General features: G+C 53.5%; 11 protein-coding genes. 8 read left to right on the top strand and 3 right to left on the bottom strand.

Going from position 1 to position 13,209, the window contains the following annotated elements; genetic code table 11:
• The coding region (locus V6D20_15490) for a cobyrinate a,c-diamide synthase (GenBank protein HEY9817184.1) at nucleotides 1-1,389 on the top strand (1,389 nt) is incomplete at its 5' end.
• A gap of 110 nt (nucleotides 1,390-1,499) precedes the next feature.
• Nucleotides 1,500-3,029, top strand: coding sequence for a helicase C-terminal domain-containing protein (locus tag V6D20_15485; protein ID HEY9817183.1), 1,530 nt, complete (start codon nucleotides 1,500-1,502; stop codon nucleotides 3,027-3,029).
• Here the strand turns inward: V6D20_15485 and V6D20_15480 are convergent.
• Complete coding sequence (locus V6D20_15480) at nucleotides 3,026-4,309, bottom strand: ABC transporter substrate-binding protein (protein ID HEY9817182.1); 1,284 nt, start codon at nucleotides 4,307-4,309, stop codon at nucleotides 3,026-3,028. The genes V6D20_15485 and V6D20_15480 overlap by 4 nt on opposite strands.
• A gap of 177 nt (nucleotides 4,310-4,486) precedes the next feature.
• On the opposite strand from V6D20_15480, the gene V6D20_15475 reads away from it, so the two are divergent.
• The 4 genes from V6D20_15475 (at nucleotide 4,487) to V6D20_15460 (ending at nucleotide 8,207) form a co-directional block, all read left to right on the top strand.
• Nucleotides 4,487-5,032 (top strand): FHA domain-containing protein, encoded by a 546-nt coding sequence (locus V6D20_15475; protein HEY9817181.1) that lies wholly within the window; start codon nucleotides 4,487-4,489, stop codon nucleotides 5,030-5,032.
• Nucleotides 5,033-5,694: 662 nt separating this feature from the next.
• Nucleotides 5,695-6,654: an orange carotenoid-binding protein gene (locus V6D20_15470; GenBank protein HEY9817180.1), complete on the top strand. Its 960-nt coding sequence runs from the start codon at nucleotides 5,695-5,697 to the stop codon at nucleotides 6,652-6,654.
• Between the two features lie 115 nt (nucleotides 6,655-6,769).
• Nucleotides 6,770-7,522, top strand: coding sequence for a fatty acid desaturase (locus V6D20_15465; GenBank protein ID HEY9817179.1), 753 nt, complete (start codon nucleotides 6,770-6,772; stop codon nucleotides 7,520-7,522).
• Nucleotides 7,523-7,880: 358 nt separating this feature from the next.
• Nucleotides 7,881-8,207, top strand: a complete 327-nt coding sequence (locus V6D20_15460; GenBank protein HEY9817178.1) for a hypothetical protein — start codon at nucleotides 7,881-7,883, stop codon at nucleotides 8,205-8,207.
• A 459-nt stretch (nucleotides 8,208-8,666) separates the two neighbouring features.
• On the opposite strand, the gene V6D20_15455 is transcribed toward V6D20_15460, so the two are convergent.
• Nucleotides 8,667-9,506: a CAP domain-containing protein gene (locus tag V6D20_15455; GenBank protein HEY9817177.1), complete on the bottom strand. Its 840-nt coding sequence runs from the start codon at nucleotides 9,504-9,506 to the stop codon at nucleotides 8,667-8,669.
• Between the two features lie 406 nt (nucleotides 9,507-9,912).
• Entirely contained in the window at nucleotides 9,913-10,068 is a 156-nt protein-coding gene (locus tag V6D20_15450) for a hypothetical protein (GenBank protein ID HEY9817176.1), read from the bottom strand.
• Between the two features lie 500 nt (nucleotides 10,069-10,568).
• Here V6D20_15450 and V6D20_15445 point away from each other — a divergent pair, with 500 nt between their 5' ends.
• On the top strand, nucleotides 10,569-12,518 hold the full coding sequence (locus tag V6D20_15445; GenBank protein ID HEY9817175.1) for an FHA domain-containing protein: 1,950 nt from the start codon (nucleotides 10,569-10,571) through the stop codon (nucleotides 12,516-12,518).
• A gap of 140 nt (nucleotides 12,519-12,658) precedes the next feature.
• Nucleotides 12,659-13,138: a hypothetical protein gene (locus V6D20_15440; protein HEY9817174.1), complete on the top strand. Its 480-nt coding sequence runs from the start codon at nucleotides 12,659-12,661 to the stop codon at nucleotides 13,136-13,138.
• The last annotated feature ends 71 nt before the right edge of the window (nucleotides 13,139-13,209 follow it).

Below are 13,209 nucleotides of genomic sequence, written 5' to 3'. Positions count from 1 at the left end.
CAACGACAGATTCCCATGGTGGCGATCGCGGGTACCCAGAGCGGTGTGGGAAAAACCTCCGTGGCGATCGGGCTGATGCGGGCTTGGCAGCGGCGAGGATTACGGGTGCAGCCCTTCAAGGTGGGCCCAGATTTTATTGATCCGGGTCACCATCGCCTAGCCACGGGGCGCACGTCCTACAACCTCGATGGCTGGATGCTATCGCCGTTGGTCAACCGTCAAACTGTCTACCATGCCTGTCAGAATGCTGATGTGGCGGTGATTGAAGGCGTGATGGGCCTGTTTGATGGCTATGGCGATACGGAGGAAGGCAGCACAGCTCAGATGGCTAAGTGGCTGAAGGCTCCGGTGCTGTTGGTGATGGATGCCAGGGCGATCGCTCGTAGTGCAGCGGCGTTAGTGCAGGGCTATGCCACCTTTGATCCAGAGGTCAGCATCGCCGGGGTCATTTGCAACCGCATTGGCAGTGCTTCCCACCTAGATCGCATCCAGAGAGCGATCGCTCCCCTAGGTATTCCAGTCCTAGGCGGCATTCCTCGCCAGGCATCGGTAGAAATTCAGCGACGGCATTTGGGGCTATGGCTGGCCCAAGAAGATCACCTAGCCGAGACCTATATTGATCAGTTGGCAGACCTCGTGGAAACCCATCTCGATCTCGATCAGTTGCTTGACCTAGCCCGCCAAGCCGCGCCCATCTGCGGCACACCGACGCCCCAAGTGACGCCATCGCCCGTTCACTTAGGCATTGCCCGAGATGAAGCCTTTTGCTTTTACTACGCCGCCAACCTAGAACGCTTGCAGCAGGCGGGAGCAGAGTTGGTCTATTTTTCACCCCTAAGCGATCGCTTGCCCGACCACCTGGATGGACTCTATCTAGGTGGCGGCTATCCTGAACTCCATGCCGAGCGCCTGGCTGCGCGGGACGATCTGCGATCGCAGATCCAGGAGTTCGCCCAATCAGGACGGCCCATCTATGCCGAATGTGGAGGGCTGATGTATCTGTCCCAAGGTCTGATCACCCCGGAAGGACGGCATCCCTGGGCGGGTCTCTTGCCCTTTTGGGTGCAGATGGGTCGCCGCCCCACCCTGGGCTATACCGACGTGACCGTGGTGGCTGCCGATACCCTATTTCCCGCCGGCAGTCGCCTGCGCGGACATCGATTTCACTATTCTGAGCAGGTGTGGGATACCTCCGATCCCCAAGCGATCGCCCCCACCGCTCCCTACCAACTCTGTCGCTGGAACCAGCCGCCCCAGGCAGAAGGATATTGCCAAGGATCGGTACTGGCCAGCTACGTGCATCTTCATTTTGATAGCCATCCAGCCCTTGCCCCAGCATTGGTTCAGGCTTGTCTAAAGGGGCGATCGCCTTCATCGGTAACGATTTGAGCCTTTTTTCACCTCATCTCGATCCATAGAGCGGCACTACCGTAGGCGATGAAAGAGTATGTCACAATGGAGGTTCATGTGTCAGTTGTCCGGAAGGAACCCTAGCGCCTGTGATTGAGGTTGAAGTCCACCAGCAATTGCGTGCCTTCCTGCGCCAGCAGGGAGAATCATGCTGGCCCCATCATCTAACCATGGCGCGGCTAGTGGCGCGGGCCCTGCGCCTAGGGCGCAGTTCGCTGATTCAAACCGGCGCACCGTCGGGCTACCATGGTCGCTATCGCATCAGCTACCTACTGCCGGCCCTCATGTGGACAGAAGGGGTCGTATTAGTAGTGCCGGCGGCGGTGCAGTCGAGGCTGCTGAAGGTTGATATTCCTCGATTACAGCAGTGGATATCCACCACCAAGCCTATTCAGGTGGGCGATCGCTGGCCCTCGCCATCCTTTCAGGGATTGTTGATCACCACACCCGAGGCCTGGTTAAGCGATCGCCTCCAGCACAGCGGCCACATTCCCGACCATATTCCTACCTTAGTTGACGGCATTGATGACCTAGAAGCTTGGGTGCAAAACCAGCTCACCGCCAAGGTAATGCCCAATCACTGGGATGCCTTGATGCGCGCCTGCCCAACCCAGGTTGATCTAATTCGCGATGTCCGAATTTATCTAACGCGATCGCTCTTCCAGCATCCTGACAATCCCTACAACTGCTATCGACTAGACGATCAAGAACAAGATACGTTATTTGATCTATGGCGCGTTCTGCAAGGCAAAGGCTTGTTGGATCAATTACCCAAGGTTTGGCAAGCCTTCTGGCAGCAATTTCGCTATTCTCCCCATCTCCTCTGGGCTAAGATTGACCGAGCCCAAGGTCACTTTTCCCTCCACTGTCGTCCGTTAGAGTTAGCAGATCAACTAGCCTCTCTGTGGCAGCGCCAGCCTGTCATTCTTATGGGCGGGGCTGTAGAACTAGATACGCAAGCCGTCGTCTATCGCCAGCGCCTAGGGTTGGGGGATATGACCTGTGTAAAATTTGCCCCCGATCGCCAGCAGGAAAGCATTCAGCTTTACGTACCCGATCGCCTACCGTTTCCCAATACGCCAGAATTTCAGCCTGCCATGATGCTGGAAATCCGTCATCTGCTGATGATTAGCGCCGAACGACCGGGGTTAACCGTGCTTTTAGTTGATGACACACCCCTCAAGGCGCAAGTTGCCTCCGTTTTAGCCGCAGAGTATGGATCGCGGGTGCAGATGGAGCGAACCTGTTTGGATGACAACGGCATTTTGGTGAGCGGCTGGCAGTTTTGGCAAAACCACCAAGCCGTTTTTCCAGCTCCGCAGCTCTTGGTGATGGCAACCCTGCCCATTCCCTCCCTCGAAAATCCCCTCGTGGCTGGACGAGTCGCGGCCTACAAGCAAAACCGCCAAGACTGGTTTCGCCTCTATCTCCTACCCGAAGCCCTGAGCACCCTGCAGAGAGCGATCGCTCCCGTGCGAGAAACGCAGGGCGTTGTGGCATTGTTGGATAATCGCGTCAATCATCGTAGCTACGGGCAACAGGTTCTAGAAGCCCTCAGCCCCATGGCGCGGCTGAGCTATGTTGACACTAGCTTATTTCCCCATATGGATTATCGCTAATGGGAAGACGTTCCAAGAATACGGTTCAGCCGCTGCTGAGCCTGAGATAGAGCTTCTTCCGGTGATTTTGACTGTAACACCACGGCTTCGATTGCTCTCCCAAGTTGGTCAGACAGACGATTGTAGTTGGCAACAATCGGCCGCGATCGCCCTTGCTTAGCCTGATCGAGGAAAATTTGTAGGGCAGGCTGGTCTTGCACCACAGCTTGGTAGGCCTCACTTTGCCGCGATCGCAGCTTGACGGGTAAATAGCCGGTGCCGATCGCCCACTGAGTTTGAGCTGATTCACTGACTAGGAATTCAGCGGCCTGCAGCGCGGCCTGCTCCCGTTCAGGATGGGTGCGAAAGATAAATAAATTCTCGCCGCCTATGGCTGTAGCAGGTTGCTGATCCATGGGAATCGGCATCACCGCAAAGTCCACCCCCGTTGACCGCAACTCTCGCAAGGTCCATGGCCCCGTCAGTTGCATAGCTACCTTACCTGCCAGAAAATCCGTTAACTCATAGCCACGCTCGGGCTGAGAAAGAAGGGCGGAGCCGTCTGCCACCAAATCTTGCCAGAGGTGCAGGGCAGCGATCGCCTCTGGCGTGACGAGATGAATCTGACCATGATCCAGCAGATCCCCGGATGCACTCCAGAGAAACGATAGCCACATAAACACCGTCCATTCTCCCTTACCCAGCGGCAAAAGAATGCCATGGCGGGAAGGCTGGGCGTCCCTATCTGTCAACTGCTGAGCGACCTGACGCAGGTCATCCCAGGTGTGCGGCACCTCGGCAATACCAGCTTCTGTGAATAAGCTAGGACGGTAGAAAATACCTACATTATTCACCCCAAAGGGCACCGACCAAAGATGATCCTCCAGGGCGATCGCTTCATATAAACTCGGATCCAAGTCATCCAGTATCTTGGTTTGTGCATACCAATCATCCAGGGGACGGATGGCGTCCAATTCCACCAACTGCCCTGTCAGCATGGGCGCATACCACAGTAAATCCGGAGGAGACTGCCCCAGCACAGCGGTGAGGATTTTGGGAATCTGCTGATCACCCTGTCCCACATAGAGCGCTTCTAGCTCAATTTGATCATGGCTTTGGTTAAACTGTGCCACCAGGTTATCTAAGACGTCGCGGTTAGCCGGTGGATTGACGCCATGCCAAAGGGTAAGGTGCTGAATACCATCGCTGTCCCTAGCCTGCAGCGGCTGACATCCTGCCATCCCCCAAAGCAGAAGGATGAGTAAGATAGAGAGCGATCGCCGCCATCGATGCTGTTGCATACTAGACATGAATTGGGATACCCATGAAAGAGATGCTGCCCATTATAAAGAGGAGACAGTCCTGAAACGGTTGTGAGAGAATAGGCCTGAAGGACTGAACCAATTCCTACGATAGCTGGGTATACCGAGGTTCATCAGGTCAACGGGATCACGATGTTGCATTTCAACTACTAAATCATGAATCGATTGACGCTGGAATGGGTAGAGCATGATCAACGCAAGTCGTTTACGGTGACCGATCAAATGCTCACGAAACAGGTTGGTAGGGTCAGACTTGGACGAGATCCGTCTCGATGTGATTTGGTATTGTCCCATCCCACCGTCTCAGGACTCCATGTCGAACTCTTCTATGATCCCCTACGTTCTACGTTCTACGTGCAAAGCCTACGCCCCAGCAATCCTCCCCTGCTTAATCATCGTCCCATCCTAGACGTCGAGCAGCCGTTAGCCGAGGGCGATCGCCTCTGCCTAGGCCTGGTTGAGCTTCACGTTGGAGCCATTGTCTTAGATACCGTCGCCACCATCGTCACCACTCCTGCGGTTGAGCATTCCGGTGATACGACATTGCCGCTGAAACCGTCTAAACCCACGGGGCCCTCCGCCTACGGACTTAAATGCCCCCGATGTGGTCAAGTTTCATCCTATGACTATCTCAAGTCTGGCTGCCCATGGTGTGGCGCGTCCCTAGCCGCCGCCAACAGCGTGCTCATGCAAAAACCCTAGGGCTAGCGGAAATATTTCCTTGAGTAGGACGCTAACGTTCCCTTCGACTTCGCCCAGGGAACTACGGGATGGGTTCTGGCTTTCTCCCTTGGGTAGACGTTCCACGCAACCTGCCCTCAAGATAAACAACGTCGCTCAGCCAGCATAGTTTCTGGACGATTGTTGACCTCGAACTGATGGATGCCTCCTAGCTAGCCCTCTCAGGGCGATCGCCTTTTCATCTATTCGTTACATTCGTTTACATTAGGCTCTAACTTTACTGGGCAAATGTCTTGACATAGGACGCGATCGCGCCGTCTACGACTAAAGAGTCCCACAATGAAAGCCCTACGGTTTGCCTCGACCCAGACCTGGAGATGCCGGAATACCGTGGCAAGGGAGGATGTCTATGGACAATACATAAAGAAATGTTTCTTTATGTTACAAGTTCGTGATAAATTGAGGACGTTGTTAAAAAAAGCATCTGTCGCAAGAGAGTGGATTCTTAGACATCGTGCTGAGACAATAGTGATGTCCCCCGAATTCTAACCCTGTCATGACGGCTATTTTTAGAGCGGTTGGGGGCGATTTTGGGTTAACCCATAGCTATGCGTCCATGGCTGGGAATGTCTAAAATCATGCCTTTCGAGATTGTGAAACCGTAGTTTAAGGCGAGGTACCTTATGCCCTTTACCATTGAATCAGCCCGCAGTATTTTTCCCGGCACCCTTTCTGCCGATGCTGTGCCAGCTACAATTGCTCGATTCACTCAACTGAATGCCGAAGATCAACTAGCGCTGATTTGGTTTGCCTACCTGGAAATGGGAAAAACCATCACCATCGCGGCTCCCGGTGCAGCCAACATGCAGTTTGCCGAAAATACGTTGAACGAAATTCGGCAAATGTCTTTCCAAGAGCAGTCCCAAGCCATGTGTGACTTGGCGAACCGGGCTGACACCCCTATCTGCCGCACCTACTCCATGTGGTCATCGAACATCAAGCTTGGCTTCTGGTACCAGCTTGGACAGTGGATGGATGAAGGTCTCGTCGCTCCCATTCCTGAAGGCTATCAGCTTTCCGCCAATGCCGCCGCTGTCCTGCAAGCCATCCGTAACCTAGAGTCTGGTCAACAGATCACCGTGTTGCGCAATTCGGTCGTAGACATGGGCTTTGATCCCAAAAAGCTCGGTTCCTACCAAAGCGTAGCCGAGCCTATCGTGCCGCCTGTGGTAGCCGATAAGCGGACAACCGTTACCATTGAAGGGATTGATAACCCCACCGTGCTGAGCTACATGAACAACATGAATGCCAACGACTTTGATGCGTTGATTCAATTGTTCACCGATGATGGTGCGCTTCAGCCTCCCTTCCAACGTCCGATTGTCGGTCGTGATGCAGTTTTGAAGTTCTTCCGGGAAGACTGCCAAAACCTCAAGCTAATGCCCGAACGAGGTGTTTTGGAACCCGCTGATGAAGGCTACACCCAAATCAAAGTCACCGGCAAGGTACAAACTCCTTGGTTTGGTGCTGCTGTGGGTATGAACATGGCTTGGCGTTTCTTACTCACCCCTGAGAATAAGATCTACTTTGTGGCTATTGACCTCTTGGCATCACCCAAAGAACTGTTAAATCTTACCCGTTAATCTCTGCTCAGATACCTGCTCAGGTGATTAGCGCCTAGTCTAATTCTACCTCCATTCCCTGATCTCAGATCGTGGGAATGGAGGTACTTCCAAGTGGTTCAACTATATTTTCTGCATGGCGTCTTCCCCTGAGTCAATGGCTCGCCGCCCCCTCTCTGAATCAGGGAACTGGCTGGGCGTGGGATGGGCGATCGCACTTTTCCTTACTTGGATAGGAAGCCTGCTGGGGCTTCTGTATATACCTATCGCTCAGCTCCCTTGGCTGGTTGTCCTGGTTGCGATTATAGGGCGTACAGTTCTCCAAACCGGTTTGTTTATCGTTGCCCACGATGCAATGCATCTCAGCCTTTTGCCCCAACATCCCCGGCTCAATCATGCCATGGGTCATGTTGCGGTCGGTCTGTATGCATTTCTATCCTACCAACACTGCCGCCAGCAGCATCGCGACCACCATCGCTGTCCTGCTCAACTTGGCGACCCTGATTTCCACGACGGAGTGCATTGTCATCCGGTGGCCTGGTATCTCAAGTTTATGGGGGAGTACCTGTCGGGCTACCGCTTAGTGCATCTCGTTTTCAGTTGGATTGGAGTATTGGGTATCTTGGTGTATGGCTTTCAGGTATCGCCCATCAATGCGATCGCCTTTTGGGTCGGCCCACTTGTACTCAGTTCTTTCCAGCTTTTTATCTTTGGGACATATCTACCCCATCGTCACAGTAATCAGGGAACCCCTAATCGCCATCGAGCCGTGAGCAGCGGCTATCCCGTTTGGCTGTCGTTTCTCACCTGCTATCATTTGGGCTACCACTGGGAGCATCACGAGTATCCCCATCTGCCTTGGTACCGCCTGCCGGCTGCCCGCCGGTAAAGGCCATCAAGAAACTGCCCTCTTAAGCATCCTCGGCTGATGGTTCCATCATGACTGAACATTTCAGTTGCGACCAACCCAAGGATGACGAAGACACTGCCGTTGGGCTGAGCGGATCAAACCCTGCCCCTACCGCAGTCTGCTACGGCCGTTAAGGCTATGCCTACTGGACTTAATAAATAAGTATTTGTACTTGCTTGCCCCCGCAAACCAGGTTTAGGTTTGACGGGGCATATCGTCCTGCTGTGGGAACAACTGTAAGCATTAGATTAATTCAAAATTTTGCTCTAAATTGGGTAGATTTCATTGAATAATCGCGGCAAAATAGAAAGACTGATGATAATTATAAGGTTTCAGAATGCAAGGAATAGATACAGACTGGACAACTGAGGAGAAGGCGATCGCTCAAAAGGCCTTTCAAGCAGCCTATGAACGAGAAATTAGCGCCCTCGTCAGCGATGTTAAGACTAAGATGCACAGCATCACAGGGCTAGACGACCTTTGGCAGGTTCATGACTACCTCAGTGCTCGGCGACATGATATTGATGGCAAGTACGACTATCGATATTCAGTCCTCATCTTTGTGTTCTCCCAGCTCGTGCGGGAAGGGTGGCTTTACCTAGACGATCTGGATGGCCTCGATTCTAGCAAGTTGAAGAAGGTGACTGCACTATCGCGCATGTAAAAGCGGAGATCAGGCGGCTGTTATGCGGCTCAAGCGGCGTCGGCTCCACTCAGCCCCTAAGTAGACAATACTTGGGACTCAGTGAGGCCGACGTTGGCAGCACCATTGCCCCGAAAGCTATGGCCGGAGATGGTGGATACAGGACTGGTGTTCATCAGGGTGCATCCCAGCCATCACCCTGGCATAGGCAACCCCACTGTTCTTGTACCGATAGCGCTCAAGATTGGTCATGATGGTGGAATGAGACCCCTAGTTCTTAAGGGTTCTAGTGATATGCCGTATTACATCTTGAGCACTACCCTTTAATCAATTTGGTTGAGGCATCAAATTCCAGCGCTTCGGCGACTAACGTCGCGGCGATACAAACCAAACCCACCTACTCGGGTTCAAAGTACCCTAGTGTCTGGATACCCTAACCCGTCTGAATCCTTCTATGCAGCCAAAACTACGGCTAACGACTTATTGAAACGAAAGCTCAAAGTAGTTATCTGGGTCAACGGTTAACGTGGAACCACATACCATGCTACTTGGCATACTGGCTGGAAGATAGCCACTCATCTGCAAGCCCAGACTACCTTCACACTGCTCGGCACTCAACGTGATTTCCCGAGTTTCGCCAGGTGCCAGAGCATCGCCCAAAATGTTCATGTCGCCGAGGGTTACAGCCTCTAGGTTAACACTACTGTTATTGACTACATTAAACTGATTTGTAAATCTGGTGTAGTTAATAACGCAGACGATACGATACCCTGCATGGGGACCGCAGCCCGCTCCAGTATGTGTCCAGCTAGGGTCAAAAATATTGGTACGATGCCCCCGACTAGGCACGCCATCATCAACAATTAAATCCAGCACCACTCGTTGCCCCGTGCTCGGCCCATAGGCAATATTTTCACCACTAGATATATTAAGCGCTCCGGTGCGGTCTAACCGTTGTGCAGCAGTACTGCCATCAGAGCCAGCGTGCCCCGTGCTACCACTAGCCTGATCTTGCGCATGGACTTTAGCTGCCTGGGCAACATTAGGTGCAGCGTCTAGGGAAGGAATCGCCGCCTGTTGACGCAAAAAATCAATGGCTTCTTGAACAGCTTGCTTTCCTTCCCGGGTTTGAAGATGACAGTTAGGGCCACAACTGTTCAGTATTCTACCCGCATCATCCATATTAGCTAGGCGTTCTTCCAACAACGGGATCAAGCTGGCTGGATCTTGGCGGGCTTGGTTTTGTACGGTAATAATATCTTGCTCAATCTGCGCCCAGTCATAGGCTCCTTCGGCATAGGCTGGGGAACCCAGAGTCAACCAACGTTGATCAGCGGAGGGTATATTAAAACGATGCGCCCTCTGGACGGCAACCGCACTAACTAGAAGCAGAACAGAAAGCGAAACGCCGCGACGTAACCAGCGGTGACTAAAACCTGAATTGTTTTGCATGGTTCCTGGGACCTAATGTAGAAAGCCTTGAGAATGCGTAATGATTTTGCGCTTCATGTATACTTCATAACTTAAAACCGGGTTTGCAAAGTAGTTTGCTCAAGCCTAACATAGCTAAGTCAGCAATCGTAACTTCGTAATTTAACAGTTTTCTAGCCCTGCTGCGAGGATAGAACAACCGGAAAAGATTCAGTAGTTCTACTGATGACCAAGTTTATTTACCATCAAAATAGCACGGAACAACAGGATGGTGAAACTGCCGCCAAATGGTGGATCACAACCCGTCATGATCTTCTTTACCCCAGGTCACCTCACTGCGCTCGGCGATGACCTGTATCGTCGTCAGCCGATGTGCGAAACTTGCCTCATCCATCAGATCAACTTCATTGTTGTCTGTCTGCCCACCTCCCATCCGACGTTGTATGGCCATAGCCGACCTTATTAGGACATAGACTAGAGATACAGATATCGCGTTCCGCATTCCGCCCATGTCTATGGCTCAACCAGTAAAGATTTTCGGACAGCGATCGCCCTGGCTCGATCGCCCTAGATGGACTCAAGAAGGTCGGCTATGGCTATACATTCCAACTGTTCTTGAATTGGCGTTGCTGAATAGCGGTATGATTCCGCAACATGTTGTACGTAGGTTCAGATCCTGTAGCTAGAGGTTCATCTCCCGGTTCAGCAACACCCTTGAATTAATACTGGCTGGAGGAATGGTATAACGGATATGCTAGTTTGCGGTTGGGGATAGAAGATAGGCAGACCTAGGAACATCAAGATCTAGCCCTACGTCGTCACCGCCTATCTCTAGTGCCTGAGCTAGCCCCACCAGCAGTCCTGCGCTCCACCCACTAAGGTTAGACAGAAAACAACATGCAACGCTAAGGGCGATCGCTTGTTGATCCACCGGCATATCCGTAAATTCCCATGAGTGATCCGCCTCTCCGTTTGCAACTAAGTTGGGAAGACCCGGCCACGGGGGAACTGCGAACTCCTGTGCTATCGTTGCCGATCGCCCTCGGGCGAGACTTTGCCCACATGCCAGCTCAGTTTGACGGGCAACGGGTGTCGCGCATGGTGCTAGACAGTGGCCAGGTGTCGCGATTCCACGCCTTGCTCCGGCAAGCGGGGGATGAGGTAGTGGTAGACGATCAGCGCAGCAGCAATGGCACCTTCGTGAATGGCGATCGCCAAGCATCCGCCGTCCTCAGCGAGGGCGATCGCCTGCTGATTGGCCCCTACACGCTAACGTTAACCTGGTCTACCGAGGGACAGACTGAGCCGTCCGAGTCCGAGACCTCAACCAACTCCACCATTCTGTTTCCTGAAGCTAGCGCACCGACATCGGGAGCCTCCTTTCCACCACCACTCTTTCAGCAGCCCCACGTATCTCTGCGGGATCTCATGGATACAGGGCTACCCATCCGCGAATTTGACTATGTGGCCCTCGGGGCAGGGCTCGGTAGCTTTATCTGGGTGGATCTATTGCGACTGGGCGGGGTGTCCGCTCAGCAGATTCTGAGCATTGGCATGGAAGCAGTGCCCTACGCCCGCTACCAACGTCTTTGCCTCAATTCCCAAATTCCTCCCCATGAACGGCTGCGTTCTAACTCAGACTCTTGCCCAGACAATATCTGGGGTTGGCCGAGCTACGCTCTGCGGGAAGCTTGGGATGATCTGGGTCGCGGCAAGCTTGCCCCTGCCCTACGGTACCTGTGGCAGGTCTTTGCCGAACCGACGCTGGCAGAAACCTATACGCCGCGATCGGGGCGGGTGTTTGCCTCCATCGACCGCGAAGCTGCGCGCATTGGCTGGAACCATTGTTTTGACTACGGGCGGATTCGCTCCATTCGCCAAACTACAGATGGACGGTATGCGATCGCCTATTCTCGTTCCACCGCCGATCGCCGCGACCATGCCTTTGTCGTCGCCCGCTACCTGCATCTAGCAACCGGCTACCCCGCCATTCAGTTTCTGCCCGATCTGCAGGCCTATCGAGCCGCCACCCATGACTTTAAAACGGTGGTCAATGCCTACGAAGAGCATGACCATGTCTATCAACACCTGGAAACCTTCGGCGGCACCGTGATGATTCGGGGACGGGGGATTGTGGCATCGCGGGTGGTGCAGCGCATTTATGAAGCCCGTCAAACCAACTCCCAGATCTATCTGCTCCATCTGATGCGATCGCCCAAACCCAGTGGACATCGCTTTCGGACTGCCCAGCGACAGGTGAAAAATCATTACGAACTGCAGCCCTTTAATTGGCCCAAAGCCTGCTGGGGCGGCGATCTGCAGGTGATGCTGGAGCAAGCTAGTCCTGCGGAACGTCAACGGCTGCTGGCAGATTGGGGCGGCACCACCACCGCCGATCGCCGTGACTGGCAGCAGATTGTCCAAGAGGGATTACGCCAAGGCTGGTACAAAATTGAGTTTGGAGAGGTGGAACGGGTGGAGCCGAGTGCTGACCAGGGCACCTTAACCTATATTCGCGATCGCGACTTTAAAGGTACCCGCCAACTGCAAGCCGATTTTATTATTGATGCCACGGGCCTAGATGCCCAGGTGTCTGCCAATCCACTGTTGGATGATCTGGTCACCTGCTATGGCTTACCCTTGAATCCCCTAGGACGCCTGGCTGTATCCGAGGATTTTGAACTTCCTGACCTGCGATCGGGGCAAGGGCGAGTCTATGCGGCAGGGGCGATGACCTTGGGCGGCCCCTACGCAGCGGTAGATAGCTTTTTGGGTCTTCAGTATGCGGCGCTGCGATCGGTGGATAGCTTAGCCGCAGCGAAGGCTCCAAGTCTGCATCGTCTTTCAGGAGGGCGATCGCTCTTGCAATGGATGAAGTGGGTGATAAACGTTGCCCCCTGAAGGAATTTCCCAGAGGTCGAGGCAGCCTGAAGAAACAATACATTTTCATACAATACGGCTGATTGCTTGATCTTTATCCTTCTTAACTGGGAATATCTATTGTAGAGAATCTCAGAGATCAGTTGCCGGTAAAGGCAAACATGAGCACACCCAGTCAGCCAGAATTACCCGATCGAGTCTATGCCGAAGCAGTAGTGCGATCGCGCACCGGATCTTCCCTGCTCGATACGGACACTCCCATCACCAGCGATACGGTCGATCGCTTCCTCGCCAGTAGGACAGATATAGACACGGCAGTCCAGCAGCTGCAAGCAGCAGGCTTCGATATTGTCGATCGAGGCCCATTCTCCGTCACTGTCGCGGCCCCTCCAGTAGTATACGAGCAAGCCTTTTGTACCAACCTAGAAGCGATTGAGCGCCCGGTGATCAAAGAGCAGGGACGAGTTGCCACCGCCACCTTCGTCAATGCGGCTGATGACGCAGCCTTTGGCCGCATCGACCTATCGAGTACCCGCTTTGATGCCCTGCTTGATGGCGTGGCCATCAATGAGCCGGTTTACTACTACAAAGCTTCATCCCCCTCCCCAACCCCCCCCCCCCCCCGGACCGCATATCTCTAGGTTCCAGATGGCGTGGCCGCAGGGGTTAACCCCCCCCCCACCCAGAAACAAGGTGATAACGGCCAAAGGGG

The organism is Candidatus Obscuribacterales bacterium (genome assembly GCA_036703605.1).
GTDB lineage: Bacteria > Cyanobacteriota > Cyanobacteriia > RECH01 > RECH01 > RECH01.
Note: the sequence above shows the minus strand (reverse complement) of the source record. Positions and strands in the feature narration are given on the sequence as shown.